At 56.0% G+C, this 17536-nt stretch carries 18 protein-coding genes, 3 tRNA genes and 1 pseudogene; 7 read left to right on the top strand and 15 right to left on the bottom strand.

The annotated features are described in order from the left end of the window. Positions 1 to 22: 22 nt before the first annotated feature. The 8 genes and pseudogenes from TKWG_RS25830 to kdgD form a co-directional block, all read right to left on the bottom strand. Positions 23 to 151 (bottom strand): hypothetical protein, encoded by a 129-nt coding sequence (locus TKWG_RS25830; protein WP_264300277.1) that lies wholly within the window; start codon positions 149 to 151, stop codon positions 23 to 25. A 169-nt stretch (positions 152 to 320) separates the two neighbouring features. Next, positions 321 to 397: transfer RNA gene (locus TKWG_RS05685), tRNA-Asp, on the bottom strand. 46 nt (positions 398 to 443) lie between these two features. Continuing rightward, positions 444 to 519, bottom strand: a tRNA-Glu gene (locus TKWG_RS05680). Between the two features lie 138 nt (positions 520 to 657). Beyond that, positions 658 to 733, bottom strand: a tRNA-Ala gene (locus TKWG_RS05675). Between the two features lie 141 nt (positions 734 to 874). Further along, on the bottom strand, positions 875 to 1723 hold the full coding sequence (locus TKWG_RS05670) for an NAD(P)H-hydrate dehydratase (RefSeq protein ID WP_014749921.1): 849 nt from the start codon (positions 1721 to 1723) through the stop codon (positions 875 to 877). A 220-nt stretch (positions 1724 to 1943) separates the two neighbouring features. Beyond that, entirely contained in the window at positions 1944 to 2672 is a 729-nt protein-coding gene (locus TKWG_RS05665) for a FadR/GntR family transcriptional regulator (RefSeq protein ID WP_050981536.1), read from the bottom strand. Positions 2673 to 2830: 158 nt separating this feature from the next. Continuing rightward, the gene (gene garD, locus TKWG_RS05660) at positions 2831 to 4381 is read right to left on the bottom strand and encodes a galactarate dehydratase (protein ID WP_014749919.1); all 1551 of its coding nucleotides are present in this window, start codon (positions 4379 to 4381) and stop codon (positions 2831 to 2833) included. 124 nt (positions 4382 to 4505) lie between these two features. Continuing rightward, positions 4506 to 5416: pseudogene (kdgD, locus tag TKWG_RS05655) on the bottom strand (5-dehydro-4-deoxyglucarate dehydratase). Positions 5417 to 5723: 307 nt separating this feature from the next. Between kdgD and TKWG_RS05650 the strand changes: the two are divergent. The 3 genes from TKWG_RS05650 (at position 5724) to TKWG_RS05640 (ending at position 8847) form a co-directional block, all read left to right on the top strand. Then, positions 5724 to 6428, top strand: coding sequence for a methylated-DNA--[protein]-cysteine S-methyltransferase (locus TKWG_RS05650; RefSeq protein WP_148274485.1), 705 nt, complete (start codon positions 5724 to 5726; stop codon positions 6426 to 6428). Positions 6429 to 6573: 145 nt separating this feature from the next. Then, positions 6574 to 8106, top strand: a complete 1533-nt coding sequence (locus TKWG_RS05645; protein ID WP_014749916.1) for a phospholipase D-like domain-containing protein — start codon at positions 6574 to 6576, stop codon at positions 8104 to 8106. A 156-nt stretch (positions 8107 to 8262) separates the two neighbouring features. Continuing rightward, a complete protein-coding gene (locus TKWG_RS05640) occupies positions 8263 to 8847 on the top strand; it encodes an NUDIX hydrolase (RefSeq protein WP_014749915.1) in 585 nt (194 codons plus the stop codon). A 65-nt stretch (positions 8848 to 8912) separates the two neighbouring features. On the opposite strand, the gene TKWG_RS23555 is transcribed toward TKWG_RS05640, so the two are convergent. Genes TKWG_RS23555 through TKWG_RS23550 form a run of 5 tightly spaced genes read right to left on the bottom strand, consistent with a single transcriptional unit; the run spans position 8913 to position 11637 of the window. Continuing rightward, the gene (locus TKWG_RS23555; RefSeq protein ID WP_171815127.1) at positions 8913 to 9065 is read right to left on the bottom strand and encodes a hypothetical protein; all 153 of its coding nucleotides are present in this window, start codon (positions 9063 to 9065) and stop codon (positions 8913 to 8915) included. Beyond that, on the bottom strand, positions 9047 to 10045 hold the full coding sequence (locus TKWG_RS05635; RefSeq protein WP_014749914.1) for a succinylglutamate desuccinylase/aspartoacylase family protein: 999 nt from the start codon (positions 10043 to 10045) through the stop codon (positions 9047 to 9049). Before TKWG_RS05635 ends, TKWG_RS23555 begins: the two co-directional genes overlap by 19 nt. Then, positions 10045 to 10761: an ABC transporter permease gene (locus TKWG_RS05630; RefSeq protein WP_014749913.1), complete on the bottom strand. Its 717-nt coding sequence runs from the start codon at positions 10759 to 10761 to the stop codon at positions 10045 to 10047. Before TKWG_RS05630 ends, TKWG_RS05635 begins: the two co-directional genes overlap by 1 nt. Then, a complete protein-coding gene (locus TKWG_RS05625) occupies positions 10754 to 11461 on the bottom strand; it encodes an ABC transporter permease (RefSeq protein WP_014749912.1) in 708 nt (235 codons plus the stop codon). Before TKWG_RS05625 ends, TKWG_RS05630 begins: the two co-directional genes overlap by 8 nt. Before the next feature lie 38 nt (positions 11462 to 11499). Then, a complete protein-coding gene (locus tag TKWG_RS23550; protein ID WP_171815126.1) occupies positions 11500 to 11637 on the bottom strand; it encodes a hypothetical protein in 138 nt (45 codons plus the stop codon). Positions 11638 to 11934: 297 nt separating this feature from the next. Here TKWG_RS23550 and TKWG_RS05620 point away from each other — a divergent pair, with 297 nt between their 5' ends. The 4 genes from TKWG_RS05620 to TKWG_RS24595 all read left to right on the top strand — a co-directional run bounded on the left by TKWG_RS05620 (position 11935) and on the right by TKWG_RS24595 (position 15006). After that, entirely contained in the window at positions 11935 to 12696 is a 762-nt protein-coding gene (locus TKWG_RS05620) for a lysine/arginine/ornithine ABC transporter substrate-binding protein (protein WP_041709899.1), read from the top strand. A 324-nt stretch (positions 12697 to 13020) separates the two neighbouring features. Next, positions 13021 to 14076, top strand: a complete 1056-nt coding sequence (gene bioB / locus TKWG_RS05615) for a biotin synthase BioB (RefSeq protein WP_014749910.1) — start codon at positions 13021 to 13023, stop codon at positions 14074 to 14076. Positions 14077 to 14143: 67 nt separating this feature from the next. Then, a complete protein-coding gene (locus TKWG_RS24600; protein ID WP_238534317.1) occupies positions 14144 to 14602 on the top strand; it encodes an EamA family transporter in 459 nt (152 codons plus the stop codon). Next, positions 14539 to 15006, top strand: coding sequence for a multidrug transporter (locus tag TKWG_RS24595; protein ID WP_238534316.1), 468 nt, complete (start codon positions 14539 to 14541; stop codon positions 15004 to 15006). Before TKWG_RS24600 ends, TKWG_RS24595 begins: the two co-directional genes overlap by 64 nt. Before the next feature lie 127 nt (positions 15007 to 15133). Here TKWG_RS24595 and TKWG_RS05605 read toward each other — a convergent pair whose 3' ends face one another. Together TKWG_RS05605 and TKWG_RS05600 are read right to left on the bottom strand one after the other, a co-directional pair. Continuing rightward, positions 15134 to 16540 carry an FAD-binding oxidoreductase gene (locus TKWG_RS05605; protein ID WP_014749907.1) on the bottom strand — a complete coding sequence of 469 codons (1407 nt, stop codon included), beginning with the start codon at positions 16538 to 16540 and terminating at the stop codon, positions 15134 to 15136. A 94-nt stretch (positions 16541 to 16634) separates the two neighbouring features. After that, on the bottom strand, positions 16635 to 17405 hold the full coding sequence (locus TKWG_RS05600) for a FadR/GntR family transcriptional regulator (protein WP_050981535.1): 771 nt from the start codon (positions 17403 to 17405) through the stop codon (positions 16635 to 16637). Positions 17406 to 17536 lie beyond the last annotated feature (131 nt).

The raw sequence follows: 17536 nt of genomic DNA, 5'->3' as shown, positions 1-17536 counted from the left end.
CTTGGCCATGCGTCTCACAACACTAGGCCGCTTCATTGCAACCAGTGTTGATATTCTCAAAGACAAGTTTTTCTGCCAGACCTTCTGCACCAAGCTCGATGAGTCGCTTCAGAATATCCCAGACAGCCTCATTATCATCCTGTTGCGCCACGGATACGATCTTGGCCAGGCATTAAATTCGGCATGGGTTTCTGCTTTGCGGAGATGACAGTACCATTATTGAAGCGACCAATCCCTGTTGATGGGTAGAGTCTGTAGCATTCGGGCTGCCAAAAACAAAAAAGGCTAGCCGCAAATTTGCGCTAACCTATTGATATCTATGGCGGAGCGGACGGGACTCGAACCCGCGACCCCCGGCGTGACAGGCCGGTATTCTAACCAACTGAACTACCGCTCCGCAGCGGTGAAATTTTTCAAACAATCTGTTTATAAAACAAAATGCCTGGCGTCCCCTAGGGGATTCGAACCCCTGTACCCACCGTGAAAGGGTGGTGTCCTAGGCCTCTAGACGAAGGGGACAGGACTGTACTAACTTTTCTCAAACCTTGTATTTACGTTGGCATGTAAATACTGCCTGAACTTCTAACCAGTCAATTTAAGAATCCGAGATTCTAGCACATCTTCTGGTTTCTTGCCAACAACTTTGTTGAAATTTTTTGGTGGAGATAAGCGGGATCGAACCGCTGACCTCTTGCATGCCATGCAAGCGCTCTCCCAGCTGAGCTATACCCCCACACGTCTCAACTAATGTTGTTTAGCGAAGAAGCGGAATTATGACCTCTTTTGCGTTCCTGTGCAAGCTTTTTTGGCAATGCAATAAAAATACAACAAATGACCCGTCCCTGGAAGCTTGGCACGTGTGCAAAAATCGGGCTCACGAGTCGGCTATCACCATTGCATTACGTACACGACGCGCGGCCAGCAAGACGTCTGTGGCCGTCAGGCCGATGGGGCCGGTGCCCTCTTTGACCAATAGATCAGCTGCGGCGCCATGCAGCCATACAGCGCCGGATATAGCCTGAGCCGCTTCAATGCCCTGCGCCAGGCATGCGCCCAGCATCCCCGCCAGCACATCGCCGGTACCGCCAGAGGCCAGCCCCGGGTTCCCAGTCATGTTCACATGGGTGTCCCCCTGTGGCGAGCAAATCACCGTTCTGTGGCCTTTGAGCACGGTCCATGCCTCATATTTCTTGCTGATTGCCACGGCGGCGCGCGCCCGGCCCTGTTGCACTTCTGTCACGTCGCAATCGAGCAGCCTTGCCGCTTCCTGAGGGTGCGGCGTAAGCACCAGTACGCGATTGCGCGGACCTGCACCAATTTTTCCCTGCGCCAGTAAAGTCAGGCCATCTGCGTCCAGCACCAAAGGAATATCAAGCGTGGCCCGAAACACCTGGTACAGCAGGCCCAGGGATTTTTCGTCCAGCCCCATGCCGACCCCGGCCACACACACCGTTATCTGGCCCGAACGCAGCAACTGGTCGGCACGTCCCAGCATGAGCTCGGGATGCGAAGGGTCTACAACAAACGGCAAATCATCAACAAACCCAATTTTGACTTTGCCTGCGCCCTGCATCAGGGCGGCCCGGGCGGCCAGCAATGCCGCACCCGTCATGCCGGGTGCCCCGCCGACAACGCCAACGGTGCCGAAGCTGCCCTTGTGACTTTCTGCGAGACGGGGGCGACACAGCGCGGGAAAATGTTGTCTTGCGTATTCGACTGTCATAGTGCTCCTTTGTCATTGCAGGGACCAGGCCAAACGCCCTTGCGGCAAAACGACAGGCTATGCGCTGATGCCATTGCGGCTTTGGCTTTTTAGTCTTTCAGCTCAATGACAGCACAGTCGCACCGGTCCGTCAAGGACCGCGACGCGTTCGGCCGGCGCAAGAACCGGCACAGGCGAAGACACCCATAAGAATCCACGCACAACAGCGTGGCGGTATTTTTTATTTGCTTGCCGATCTCATCCGCTGGCGGCTATTGATAATGTGCATGCGCATGGCAGCACGCGCCGCATCGGCATCCTGCGCCGCGATGGCGTTGAATATTGCCTCATGTTCCATGTTCAGGCGCTGCTGGTACATGGCTTTTTCCTGATCGAAAATCGCCAGCCGGCTACGCGGTATCGCATGTTTGCCCAGCTGGCGCAGCAGATCCAGAAAGTGTGAGTTGTGCGTGGACTTGGCGATCTGTTCATGGAATTGAAAATCGACATCCACCGAGATATCGCGGGAAATATCTTCCTTGACCAGGGCACGCAGAATGCGTTCGAGCTCTGCCAACTGTTCGTCGGTACGCCGCTGGGCCGCCAGGCCTGCCGCCTCGGACTCCAGACATGCCCGCACCTCCAGCACAGCAGCCAGCTCTTGGGCCGTACCCGGCGACATGGTGCTGCGATCAAAAATCACATCTTTGACAGAAGGCTCGCGCACGAAAGTGCCGACACCGTGGCGCGTTTCGACCAGACCTCGCGCCTGCAATTGTGAAATGGCTTCGCGAATCACACTTCTGCTCACGCCAAAGGCCTCGACAAATTCCGATTCTGTCGGGAGCTTTTTCCCCACTTCCAGGCTGCCCGACTGGATTTTTTCGGTCAGTTGCTCGACCACTTCATCCGAGAGCGTTCTGCCTCTTCTTTTAATTGGGCCAGCGTTAATCAATAGGCGGGTTGGCATAGGTACTGTGGTCACCGTAAGAATAGTTTAGTTACAGATAGGAAAAGTATGATTTTAAAACGTTTTTTCCAAAAAACGGCCAGAACCCCTCCGGTTCCGGGATTGTCCTGCGACATTTGAAAATGACAGGCCGGGTGGCACCGATTTAAACTCCACCATCAGGTTACCGGCGCCGGGTTAAACAGTACCAGTGAATTGTGCAATTTTAGCTTTTCAGCACAGGATTGCTGTCGACCACTGGCAATCGCGATCATCAAATCAAACAATTGCTGGCCCACCTGTTCAATCGTGGCCTGGCCCGTGGCAATCTGGCCGGCATTCAGATCCATCAGATCAAACCAGCGTCGCGCCAGACTATCGCGGGTCGCAACCTTGATCACAGGTACCGCCGCCAGGCCATAAGGTGTCCCTCTGCCCGTGGTAAAGACGTGCAGATTCATGCCTGCAGCCAGTTGCAGCGTGCCGCAAATGAAATCGCTGGCCGGCGTGGCCAGAAAATTGAGTCCCTTGCTGGCCACTTTTTCACCGGGCGCCACCACGCCGTTAATCGCTGTCGTACCCGATTTGACAATCGAGCCCATCGCTTTTTCCACAATATTGGACAGGCCACCACGTTTGTTACCCGGGCTGGTATTGGCGCTGCGATCCGCCCCACCCTGCTTCAGATAATCGTCGTACCACTGCATTTCACGCAACAGCGCCTGGCCGACTTCCGGGGTGGCCGCGCGAGCAGTCAACTGGGCAATGCCATCGCGAACTTCGGTGACCTCCGAGAACATGACCGTCGCACCGGCCCGCACCAGCAAATCGGTCGCATACCCGACCGCCGGATTGGCGGTAACGCCTGAAAAGGCATCGCTGCCGCCACACTGCACCCCCACCACCAACCCTGACAACGGACAGGGCTCGCGCTTGCGGGCGTTTAACTGGACGAGTCGTCTTTCGGCTTTTGTCATGATTGCGTCGATCATGCTCGCGAAGCCGACATTCTCTTCGTCCTGAAGCGTAATCAGGTATGGATCATCCTGTGCTATCGGAATGCTGCCGGCAGGAAACATTCTTGGCGCCTGCAGTTTCTCGCAACCCAGGCTCACCAGCAGAATCTGGCCGCCGAAATTGGGATTCAGGCTCAGGTTACGCAAGGTGCGAATCGGAATCTCGGCATTGGGCACATCAATCGCCACACCGCAACCATAACCATGCTCCAGGTACACGACATCGTCTACATTTGGATAACGCGGCAATAATTCCTCGCGGATTTTGCGCACGGCAAATTCAACGACGCCTGTCACGCATTGCACGGTAGCGCTAATGGCCAGGATATTGCGGGTGCCAACCGTACCGTCGGCATTACGATAGCCATCAAAAGTCAAGCCGCTCAATGGTGCTGCCTGAGCTGGCTGGCTCGTTGCCATCGGCAGCGCGTCCAGCGATGGTGCCTGCGGCATGCGCAACATGGCCTCATTGACCCAGGCGCCCGCCGCAACGTCGCACAGCGCATAGCCGATGACCACGCCATAACGAATAACCGGCGCATCCCTGGCAATATCCTGCAGGGCAACCTTGTGTCCCTGCGGCACCGCAGTCTGTAATGTCAGGCCACAGGCAAAGACGGTGCCCGCCGGCAAGCCGCCTTCATTGACAACAATCGCGACATTGTCCTGACCACTGATTCGAATATATAAAGGCTTAAGTGTCTCTTCCAACATGATCCTCACCGGTAGACGGGCAAGCCCGGCCTGCTGAGACCTGCCGTGAGCCATCGGCGCTACATGATGATCAGCCAATCCGCAAGGTACTCTGGCGCCAGGGCCAAGGCTCGCACACTTCAAACTATTGGGCGCCAAGCTTATCAATCAGGCAGCCAGCGCCTCACTCTCCTGACGGGTCAGGTTGGTCAGGGGGGCCCGTACACCGCCGGCGTCATGCCCGACAATTTTTGCGCCTTCCTTGACAATGCTGACTGCATAGCCCTTGCAGCGATTGCGGATGACTGAATAGGGAATGAAAAAATCCGTTATCAGCCGGTCAACCGTTGCCTGGTCTCCCGCTACGATAGCACGATAAAAGTCCATGGCTGTTTTCGGAATGAAATTGAATACCGCCGACGAATACACCGGCACCCCCAGCGCCCGATAGGCGGCAGCATAAAACTCGGCAGTAGGCAGCCCGCCCAGATAAGACAGGCGCTCACCCAGACGACGGCGGATCGTGACCATCAATTCAATATCGCCTATGCCGTCCTTGTAACCCACCAGGTTTGGACAACGTTCAGCCAGGCGCTCAAGCTGGTCGGCATTGAGCCGGCAAAGCGAGCGGTTATAAACAATTACGCCCAGACCCACTGCTTTGCATACCTGCTCCACATGCAGCGCAACCCCGTCCTGATCGGCTTCGGTCAGGTAATGCGGCATCAGTAGCAAGCCCTGAGCGCCGGCCTTTTCTGCCGCTTGCGCATAACGAATCGCCAGCCGTGTGCCGCCGCCCGCCCCTGCAATAATCGGCACTTTGCCTGCGCAGGTTTGCACCGCGGTGCCTATCACATTTGAATACTCTTCGGGCTCAAGCGAAAAGAACTCGCCTGTTCCCCCCGCGGCAAACAACGCGCTGGCGCCATAGGGTGCCAGCCATTCGAGCCGGCGCGCATAGCTGTCGGCATTGAAATTGCCCTGCTCATCAAAGTCGGTAACGGGGAAGGACAGCAGTCCTTCACTAACGGTCTGTTTCAATTCCTGTGGATTCATGAATACCCTGTCGTAGAAAAAATGAAAACGCAGCGCAGTGCCGCAAGATAAATGACAATTTTGTTATCATCTTATGTTGTATGACATCTTATTTCATTTGTTCATGTCAGACAAGTAGTTTGCGACGGAATAATTAAAAATGGCCCATCCCCGGCTGCTCGCGGCGCTTTTTCTATCGTATTGTTCCGCCTATCGGCCTCCCGACTCCGTGCGTCGACCCAAGCGTGCAGCGTCAGCGTAGACACTGTTGCGAATATGAAATGATCACGTAAAATTGCACCATTGACTTCTGTTCACAGTAAGATAGGTGTCTGGCCGGCAACGCTGCCCATCGCGACCGGTATCGTTTCTCCTAGTCATGGCCATGCTCAATAACGAATTGTTCCCGCACTCCGCTTTCACCCTGGCCCCAGAGACGCTGGCGCGCCTGCAACACAGTGTCCACGCGCTCTGCGATAAGCCCTCGTCCGGCGCCGCCGGCAAGCCGTTGTATTACAGGTTTTTGGATTCGCCCGTGGGGCCCATGATTGCCATGGCATCGGATAAAGGTGTGGTGCTGCTGGAGTTTCTGGATACGGTAGAGACAATCACCAAGGAAATCAACGATTTGCGAACCCGTTACGGGTTTGCGTTGACTGGGCAGGATCATCCCTGTCTGGATGCAGTACAACAACAGATGGATGCCTACTTCGCCGGCCAGAGGCACACGTTCGAGCTCGCGCTGGATGCACCCGGGACCGCTTTTGACGAAACCGTATGGGCGCATTTACAGCGCATTCCCTACGGCAGAACCTGCAGTTATGGCGACCTGGCCAGCGAGATCGGCAACGGTGCGCACGCCCGCATTGTGGGCACCGCCAACCATCGCAACCGCATCAGCATTGTGATTCCCTGCCACCGGGTTATCGGCGCCGATGGCTCGCTCACCGGTTATGGTGGCGGGCTGCCGCGCAAGCGCTGGCTGCTGGAGTTCGAAAGCGTGCATGCGTGCAACGCCGCTCCCGCAGGATGACTCCCATGACGCGCGACCCGGGCTTGTCAAACCTAACCAGGATGCCGGTCCGACCGTCGGCCATCATCTTCGCTCCTGATGCTCGTTGCTGCCGACAGTACAACGACCCTTCCCCAACACAACATAACGGGCGGGCGGTTCACTAATGGACACGGCGTGGCTGGCCAGCGACTGGTTCTGGAATACGCTCTGGGCCCTGTATATCATCGTAATCGGGCTTTGGGTGGTGCTGCAAAAGCGCCCGCCCGTCTCCACGCTGACATGGATTTTGTTTCTAAGCTTTGTACCGGTCCTGGGCTTTGTCATTTATTATTTTTTCGGCCCGAAAAAAATCACCCGCAACAAGATCAACCGTAGCATCAGCAAGCACCTTATTGAACGCGACGATACCTTATGGAATGTGCGCATCCAGCCTTCGGACCTGACCGAGCAACAACGCCCCATCCATGACCTGGCCCTGCAGATTACTCACTATCCGCTGAGCTACGCCACCAGTTACCAATTACTTTCGGGCGGCGAAAAAACCTATGACCGTATTTTCGACGCGGTACGCAAGGCTGAGCATTACATCTTTCTTGAGTATTATATTTTTGAACAGGATCACACCGGCACCACCCTGCGCGATCTGCTAACCGAAAGGGCCAGGCAAGGCGTCAAGATCTACCTGATTGCAGATGCCATTGGTTCGCTGCGCCTGAACCGGCGTTTCATGCGCCCGCTGATTGACGCCGGTGCCAGGCTGACCTTTTTTCACGATATCAGCCTGAAGCATTTGCTGTCGTTCATGAACCTGCGCAACCACCGCAAAATTGTCATCTGTGATGGCACGGTCGCATTCACCGGCGGCATCAATATCAGCGACCAGCAGGACCGGCGCCGCAATAAACGGGCATTTCACGATGTTCACCTGGAACTGACCGGGCCGGTCGTCTCCTGGCTGGAAACCATTTTTGTCGAAGACTGGCACTATTCTACGCACGACCTGTCGGTCCGTCACATGCTGCGCGAGCATTATCGTGATCGTCTTGAGCGCCTGCAGGAACAGGCAGAAGACGATGCGGACAAGGCACCTGCTGCGCGACGCCTGGCCAATGATGAGCAAAGCGCCGACAGCCAGCCGCCCCAGGAAACGCCGCGCTGGATACGCACCCAGATCATTCCGTCAGGGCCGGATTTTGATTACGCCTCCATTTTGCGCGTTACGGTTGATGCCATACAGCGCGCACGCCATCGCGTCTACCTGACCACCCCGTACTTCGTACCGGACGCAACCTCGGCACAGGCGCTCACCTCTGCGTCGCTGCGCGGCGTTGACGTACGCATTCTGCTGCCCAAGCGAACCGACAATTATGTGGTGACCAAAGCAGCCCAATCCTGGTTCGACGATCTGGTTGCCGCGGGCATCCGCGTCTTCGAATATGGCCCTCGCATGCTGCATACCAAAAGTATGATCGTGGACGACGACATCTCCTTCATCGGCTCGGCTAATTTTGACAATCGCAGCTTTTATTTGAATTTTGAAGTAAGCGTGCTGTGCTACGAACGCGAGGCAAATCAGGCGTTGCTGGAAGAATTCAATGCCTCTATGAAATTTGCGCAGGAAGTGCAACTGACGCATCAGCCGTTTTTTTCCAGACTGAGCAAGGCCGTCGCACGGTTATTTTCGCCTTTGCTCTGAACCACTTGGCGTCAACCGCGAATGGGCCCATCGGACAACCATCGTACCAGTCCCCTCGGGTCAGACAGCATCGCCGCCAAAACCTGTAAGCCAGGCGTCACCGTGGTAACCTATACTCATTCTTTCATCCGTAATCTTCGATTGAGATCGCCCATTATGCCAACTTACTCATCCAGCACTTCAATCTCAGACGATACGCCTGACGCGGCGTTGACCGAGACCCTGCAGGACAGCACCTTTATTTTTGAAGGCAAGATCATCAAGGTAACAGTCGACACCGTGGTCCTGCCCAACGGCAAGACGGCGACCCGCGAGGTGGTGCGACACTGCGGCGCAGTTGCCGTGCTGGCCGTCACACCCGAAGACAAGGTCGTTCTGGTCAGGCAGTTTCGCCACCCTACCGGCGGCCCGCTGCTGGAAATCCCGGCAGGCAAACTCGATGTAGACAACGAGCCGCCCGAACAATGCGCCTATCGTGAACTGGCCGAAGAGACACCCTATACGGCTGGCGGCATGACCCTGATACACACCTTTTATACGGCTCCCGGTTTTTGCGACGAATTGATGTACATTTTCCGCGCCGAAGGCGTGCGACAGGACAGCACCCTGAACACAGATGACGACGAGTTTGTACAGACGGTGTTGATGAGCCGTGACGAGGTTCGCCAGGCCATTGACAAGCAAGAGATTCGCGATGCCAAGACGTTGGTGGCATTGCAATCGTGGTTGCTGGAAAAATAATAACCGCGCCACGGGGCGCATGACGCAGCACCCTTGCATCACGCCTGCCGCAGCACAGGCCTATGTCAGGGCGACAGACCCACGCTGCCGATATCGTCGGGGCTGGACAGGCTAAGCAACTTGGTTTCAGTCTGCGCCAGTCGTACCCCGGCCGTGGCAAATATAAAGCCGCCAACCGGCGCATTCACTGGCGTCACCGTTAGGGCGATCGGGTCCACGATTTCAGCCAGCAACTGATTACGCTCCACCCACTGCCCCGCGGCAACGTGATACACCACAATGCCTGCACAAGGCGTGACGACATAGGCCAGTCCGCCCAGCGGATGCGGCTCGCAGCGCAATGGCGGCATCGGCGCCACCTCTGCAGCGGCAACCGGATATAGCCCTGCTGGTTCAGGTATTGGATCAAGGCAAGCGCGTCATGTTCGGCATACGCATGTGTCAGATCTCGGTCACCACGCAATTCAACGGTTGCCGCAAAACAGGCCAGCGGGATGTTCGCCTCTGGATAGACGCTTTGCAATTTCAGCCAGGGAGTGGACACCATCTCATCAAACGAACATGACAGGGAATCTTCGGCCAGCAACTGGCACTCGCTTTGCAGATAACGGGCCAGCGGTTCACAGCGGTCCCATACCTGCGGCAGGGAATACACATGCATGACCGCACGGTTATCGCAATGCAGATCCAGCACAATATCGGCATCACAGGCCATTTTCAACAACGTGATATGCAGCTCGTCAATCAGCCGGGCAGGTGCCAGCGCATTCAGCACATCCCGCATTTTGCCGCGGATCAGCGCCAGATTGGCCTGAGCATCTGCACCGGGCTTTTCGCGGCTGTTCTGCAACGCAGCTAGCAGATTCTCGTACAGCGGGACACCCGTAAGACGATTGAAATTCTGTCCCGTAGGCAACTGGAAACGACCAATATGCTCATAGAACACGGTCTGCGACAGCCCGATCGGGTTGCAAAACGGCACCAGAATAATTTCACAATTGAGCGCGCCCTGCTTTTCCAGTTCCTGCAGTCGTCGATTCAGGTAGAAGGCCGCCAGCGAGCCGGGCAGTTCGTCCGCATGCAGGCTGGCCTGCATATATACCTTGCGGCCGGTGTTGGTCGGTCCGAAATGAAAGGCATTGATTTCAAATGAAGCACCGGGGGCGCTGAGTGATAAAACGTGTTTTTTGTGCTGCATTATGCTTGTGCCAGATGTCGGGAATTAAGATGAACCAGATAGCGCTGCTCGATTTTGCGAAAGATATAGACCAGCACGAAATTGAGCACCAGGTAAATACACGCGGCCGCCGAATAGGCTATGAAAGGTTGATAGGTATTGGTCACGAACAGGCTGGCCGCGCCGGTAATTTCCATCATGGCCACCGTCGAGGCCAGCGCTGTGGAGTGCATGGTCATGATGACTTCATTGCTATAGGCAGGCAACGCACGACGCAGGCTTGACGGCAGAATGATGCGGCGCATCGCATTGCGACGATTCATGCCAAAGGCGCGGGCCGCCTCAATTTCTCCGCGATCGGTGTTTTTGATGGCGCCGGAAAAAATTACCGTGGAATAGGCGGCTGTGTTCAGCGTCAGGGCAGCCAGCACCCAGATAAAGCCTTCCTTGAGAAAGCCGAAGCCAGGCTGCGACATAAGCTGGCCGATGAAATCAAAACTGGGAATGCCGTAATAAATAATATAGATCTGCACCAGCAGCGGCGTGCCGGTAAAGAAATAGGTAAAGGCATGAACCAGGCGTGCCGCTGGCGTATGCTGGCGCTGGTGGATCACCGACAGGGGAATAGCCATGCACAGGCCGACGGCCACTGACAAGGCCGTGAGTGTAAGCGTGAGCGGCGCTGCCTGCAAACAGGTTACCAGCGCGTCAAAAAACAGGGAAAGCGTTTCAGACATGCGCATCCTCTCTGGCAAAACCACGCTGATAATGCTTGTCCAGATAACGGAAGACATACAGCGACACCGTCGTGAGCAGCAGAAACAGTAGCGCAGAGACGGTGTTGAAGATAAAAGGCAAGTGGGTTGCACTGCCGGCCTGCTGGGCAATGCGCGTCATATCGTCCAGGCCGATAATGGATACCAGCGCCGTGGCTTTGGTCAGAACCAGCCAGTTATTGCGCACGCTGGGAAGCGCAAAGCGCATCATGAGCGGAAAGGTAATGCGGCGCAGCACCTGCATGCCGCGCATACCGTAAGCGTGACCCGCTTCAATTTGTCCGTAGGGGATGGCCATGATGGCGCCACGGAAGGTTTCGGTGAAATATGCGCCAAAAATAAACGACAAGGTCAGCACGCCGGCAGCAAAAGGACTGATTTCGAAATAATCCAGTTCCCACGCTTCGGTGATCGCGTTCAGGCCGATTTGCGCGCTGTAGTACACCATCAGCATCCAGATCAGGTCGGGTACCCCGCGCACGACGCTGGAATACAGCCAGCCAAGACGGGAGAGCAGGCGATTGCGCGACAGCCGCATATTGGCGCCTGCCAACCCAATAATGATAGAAATGACCAGCGAAAGCACGGCAATTTCAAGGGTCAGCACCGCACCCTGCAAAATGCGGGGCAGATACTGACCAATCAGATTTATTTCTTCCATCCTGTTTCCCATTACTTGGCGCTGCGCATACCTTTTGACTATACACAACCCATTCGTTGCAGTGCCTGACGGGCAAAGAACAATACCATTGGCCACTGCCAGAGCGCAATACCTGCGTCCGGCGGATGCCCCGGTTCGGTAAAACCGGTGCACTGGCGCCCAATTTTATCCGTCATCCCGGCGCCCGCGGCCATTATATCGCCCCCTCCACTGAAATAAACCGCCGGTTTTCCCTTAGCCCTCTATGCCGCCTGAGGGAAACTCCCTGTACATTTTCCGGCTGATGCTGTCATAATCTTCAATCCGGACCACCGCCCGCGGTGGTGCTACAACGCTGCAAACGAAAACAGACCGGGCAATGGCCCCCATGCAAAAAAGCATGCATCCGGCGCCGGCCGAGTGGCTGTTTTTCGGCTGCAGCACTGCTTACGTCATTTAGGAATATCCATGAACCTGAAAAACATGTTTTCGGAATCGGTCTGTGCGCAATCGCGCTGGCTGTTTCCGCCTCAGCTGTCGCGGCTGACAAAACCATCCGCTTCGGTACGGACGCAACCTACGCGCCGTTTGAGTCCACCAGTCCATCCGGCGAAATTGTCGGCTTTGATATCGACCTGGCCAAGGCCATGTGCGAAAAAATGCAGGCCAAGTGCACTTTCCAGAATCAGGGTTGGGACGGCATTATTCCGGCATTGCGCGCCAAGAAATTTGACGTCATTTCCTCTTCCATGAGCATTACGCCCGAGCGCGAAAAAGCGGTACTGTTCACACAGAAAATCTGGAGTACACCGAATATGTTTGTCGCCAAAAAAGGCGCAACCTATCAGTCTACCGCCGAAGGCCTCAAGGGCCTGGACCTGGGCGTGCAGCAAGGCACCATCCAGGACAAATATGCGACCAAGTACTTCAAGGACACCAATATCAAGCGCTATAAAACGCTGGAAGATGCCTATAACGATCTGACGACGGGCCGCGTCAATGTTGTGTTTGCCGATGGTGGCGTCACGACCGAGTTTGTTAACAGCCCCGGCGGAAAAGACTTCCAGCTTGTGGGCGACCCGATCCCTTCTTCTGCCGATCCCGAGATCTTCGGCAAGGGCACCGGCTTTGCCGTGCGCAAGAACGATACCGAACTCAGAGATGCGCTGAACAAGGCATTTGATGAAATCCGCAAGGACGGTACTTACCAGAAAATTGCCGATAAATATTTCAAATACGATATTTACGGCGGCTGATCCGGCACGTTAAAACGGCAAGGCAGCCTTGCGGCTGGCGAACCAGCGCCGTTGTATTGCCGGCCGGGCACCGCGCCCGACCGGCAAGTGTATTTTGCAAAGCGTCGGGTTGCCCTCGAAACACCAAACAAGCGCGCAATCACTTAGTTATCAACTATAAATACATCTAAGTTCTCGCAAAACACACCAATACGCCGTTATTTCTCAATTAATTTAAATTGCACCAATTACGTTGCTTGCGTAGCATACGTTTACATCGTCACACTCCTCTGCGCCGCACAACCTGTGCGGGAGGACGCTATCTAAACGACAAGGAACGCAAGCATGGATACCCTTTCAGTGCACAAAACCCAGGAATCAGACACCGCATGGACGGTGCAGACCATACTGGATCTATACCAGCTGCCCTTCATGGATCTGCTTTTCCGCGCCCAGCAGGTGCATCGCGAGCATCACGAACCCAACGCAGTGCAGCTGTCCAGCCTGCTATCCATTAAGACTGGCGGCTGTCCCGAAGATTGTTCTTATTGCCCGCAGTCTTCTCGCTACGACACCGCCGTAGAGCGTGACAAACTCATGCCGCTGGACCAGGTGATACAAGCAGCGCAACAGGCCAAAGCCGCTGGCGCGCAGCGCTTCTGCATGGGCGCCGCCTGGCGTAATCCCAAGCCGCATCAGGTTGATGCGGTCGCCGACATGATCCGGGCCGTCAAAGGACTGGGACTTGAAACCTGTGTCACATTGGGCATGTTGCGCGACGGCCAGGCGGCGCAACTGAAGCAGGCCGGGCTGGACTATTACAACCACAATCTGGATACTTCGCCCGAATTTTACGGACAAATCATTACTACCCGCACCTATCAGGATCGTCTGGATACGCTGGCGCGTGTACGCGATGCCGGCATTCACGTATGTTGCGGCGGCATTGTCGGGCTGGGCGAATCACGTCGCGAGCGGGCCGGACTGATTGCCCAGCTGGCCAATATGAATCCCTATCCGGAATCGGTGCCGATCAATAATCTGGTGAAGGTACAAGGCACACCCCTGGCCGACAATGAAGAGATTGACCCGTTCGAATTCGTTCGCACAATTGCGGTAGCACGCATTACCATGCCCAGCACGTTTGTACGCCTGTCAGCCGGACGCGAAGCCATGCCCGACAGCCTGCAGGCTCTGTGTTTCATGGCCGGGGCCAATTCCATGTTCTATGGCGAAAAGCTGCTCACCACCGGCAACCCGCAGTTGCAGGCCGACCAGGCATTGTTTCAGCGACTCGGTCTCAAGCCGGTAGGCCAGGGCCACAGCGATGACCATGCCGCAACAGCGGACTCGGCTGCCCGGCCATGCGCCTGCACCAGCAGTGAGCTGGCGGCGTCCTGAGCAGCCCAGCCGTTACATCAACCTCACCCGATACACCGATAGCCCCCCTCTTCATTAAAGTTGAAATATGACCTATCTCATTCTAAGCATTCTTTGCAGTGTGGCCGTCTCGGTGCTACTCAAGGTCGCCCGCCGCCAGGGGGTTGATATCCGCCAGGCCATCGCCTTCAATTATGTCGTGGCCTGTGCACTCACCTGGTTCCTGCTGGCGCCTGCGCTGGAACCCAAGGCCGGCCAGCAGTTCCCGTGGGTACTTTTCGCCATATTGGGCGTCATTTTGCCGGTGCTGTTCATGATCATGTCCAGGGGAGTGGAATATGCCGGCATTGTACGCGCCGATGCCGCGCAGCGGCTATCCTTGTTTCTTACCGTACTGGCCTCGTTCGTCCTGTTTGGCGAAGCACTCTCGGTCAATCGCGGCCTGAGCCTGGCACTGGCCTTCGCCGCGTTATTCTGTCTCTTGTGCAAGCCGCAAACACCACACCGGGCATCAACGTGCGCCAGGGGGCACTGTATCTCTTTCTGATCTGGCTTGGCTATGGCGTGGTTGATATGCTGTTCAAACAGATCGCCAAAACCGGTACGGCATTTTCCAGCGGCCTGTTTTTATCATTTGTGCTTGCCGGCATCATCATGTTTGGGTATCTGCTGGTGCGCCGCACGCAATGGAATGCCCGCAGTGCCCTGGGCGGGTCGCTGCTGGGCCTGCTCAACTTTTGCAATATTCTTTTTTATATTCGCGCCCACCAGACCTTCCATGAAAATCCCACCCTAGTGTTTACGGTGATGAATATCGGCGTAATCAGCCTGGGCACGATTGTGGGCGCTGTCCTGTTTCGTGAAAAAATCAGCCGCATCAATCTGCTGGGTATTGCACTTGCCATTATCGCAGTGCTCACGCTGTATTACTGGACGGTAATCAGCGGGTAACGGCAACGGCAAATTGAAAAAAAGGCACCACCAAAGATTGGTCTTGCGGACCAGCCTTGGCAGTGCCGTTCGGCTCACAGCCTTGCTTTATTACTTAGGCAAAACGCGCGGCCAGCCTCGGTAACGACTACAGCACTTTACCCGGGTTCATGATGCCATGCGGGTCAAAGACTTGCTTGATCTGGCGCATCAATTTCAGTTGCAATGGGTCTTTATGATGCAAAAAGGCATGCCGCTTCAGTTGCCCGATACCGTGTTCTGCGCTAATGCTGCCGCCGTACGCCATGACTTCGTCGAACACGGCGTCGGCAATCCGCGTCTCCCATTCGGCTGCCCAGTTCTTGTCTGCTCCCAGCGGACGCGATACGTTGTAGTGCAAATTACCATCGCCGAAATGGCCGAAAATAAACAGCCTGCAATCGGGGCTGACCTTGCGCAACTGTGCCTGCGCGGTATTGACAAACTCTGGAATGCGCTCGATGGGCAATGAAATATCGTGCTTAAGATGCGGGCCATCAGCCCGCTGCGCTTCAGAAATTTCTTCACGCAAGCGCCACAGCGCCTGCAATTGCGCCAGCGAAGCAGACACCGCCGCGTCCACGCACAGCTCCTGTTCCAGCGCCTGGCCGATCACCTCTTCGAGCAATTGGTTCAGCGCCTGCTCATTGGCAGTATCGGCCAGCTCAATAAGCACATAGGCCGGATGGCGATCGCCAAACGGCAATTGCACGCCTTCAACGTGCGTCAGCACCAGGTCCAGGCAGGCGTCGGTGAAGAACTCAAAGGCCTGCAGGCGCGGCCCGCACGCGCCGAATACCAGGCGAAACAATTCCAGCGCCTGCTGCTCGGACTCGACAGCTGCCAGCACCACACTACGAACATGCGTTGGCGCATGCAGCCGAAGTGCAACACCGGTGATCACACCCAGCGTACCCTCGGAACCAATAAGCAACTGCTTCAGGTCATAGCCGGTATTATCCTTGCGCAAAGTCTGTAAGCCATTGAAGATTTCTCCGTCCGGCAGCACGGCCTCGATCCCCAGTACCAGTTCGCGGGCCATTCCGTAACGCACCACATTGACGCCGCCTGCATTGGTGGCGACATTCCCGCCAATGTGCGATGAGTCTTCTGCCGCCAGGCTAAGCGGCAGCAGGCGATCCTGCTGCTGGGCAGCGCGTCGCAAATTGCCCAGAATGCAGCCGGCATCAGCCACCAGCGTATTGGCAATGGTGTCAATGGAACGGATACTATTCATGCGATCCAGCGACAGAATAATGTTATCGGGACTCGTATCGGGCGTCGCGGCCCCGCAAAGCCCGGTATTGCCACCGCGTGTCACAACCGGTACTTTGTATTGACTGCACAGACGCATGCACTGCGCAACCTGCTCCGTAGAAACCGGACGCACCAGCGCCTGGGCGTTGCCTTTATATACACCACGCCAGTCGCTCAGCCATGGTTCAATGATGGCCGCCTCGGTCTGTACCACGTCTGATCCCAGCGCAGCCTGCAATTTTTCAAGAAATTCCTGCATTGTCTTTCCTAATAGTGGTCAAGCCAACTGCGACAGATGCATGTGTTGCAGTCAGTGTGATTACGAAAATAATAAATTCCTGATCCAGCGTACCTTACCTTGCCGTCTTCCGCGTGAACGCACTGGTATCGAGCCCCAGCCGCTCACTGGCCTTGCGCAGATGGGTCTGGGCGCGGCTGCGGGCCAGTTCCGGATCGCGCTGGCGCATGGCCTCCAGCACCTGCTCATGCTCGGCATGCACCTGCCTGGATAAGGGACTATGGCCCGCCTGTCGCTCGCCCAGGTGCGAGGCCTGCTGCGTCTGTAATGCCTGTTCCGTCTTCAGTGTATGGACCCTGGCCGCGTGCACACTCTGGCGCCACTGTCTTCCCAGATAAGCCAGCAAGTCACGGTAATGCGGGTTATGCGTTGCCTCGGCAATCGCCCGGTGAAACCCCACATCCCACTCCAGCGCCTCTTCAGGCTGGTGCAGGCTTTGTTCAAGCGATCGCAGAATATGCTGCATATGCCGCAAGTCTTCGGCGGTCGCCCTGACGGCAGCCAGTGCCGCCGCAGCGCCCTCGATTTCAAAGCGCAACTCATAGATATGGCGCAGGGCATCGCGATCTACCATCTCCGGCACCGGCAATTGAAACCCCTCATTGACATCACGGCTGAGCACCATGCAACCGGCGCCCTGACGGGTACGCACCAGCCCCTTGGTTCGCAAACGCTCTGTGGCCTCGCGGATAACCGCTGCGCTCACGGAAAACTCTGCCGCCAGCAGCTTGCCCGATGGCAGTTTGGTCCCCACAGGGTACACACCATCGGCAATGCGCTGCATAAGCGCCTGGGCAACACGATCGGTTAACGTAGAAGTGGTCATTTGCATGGCATAAATATATCAGGTTATCTGATAACTTTTGCGCTTTTCCTGCCAGTCAGAAAAAATTTCTTGAGGCAGGCTTGCGGCTCGGGGTAAATCATCCATGGTTTGCAAGCTGCGGCTTGGGAAAA

The organism is Advenella kashmirensis WT001 (genome assembly GCF_000219915.2).
GTDB lineage: Bacteria > Pseudomonadota > Gammaproteobacteria > Burkholderiales > Burkholderiaceae_B > Advenella > Advenella kashmirensis.
This window is presented reverse-complemented; position numbering and strand designations above follow the sequence as displayed.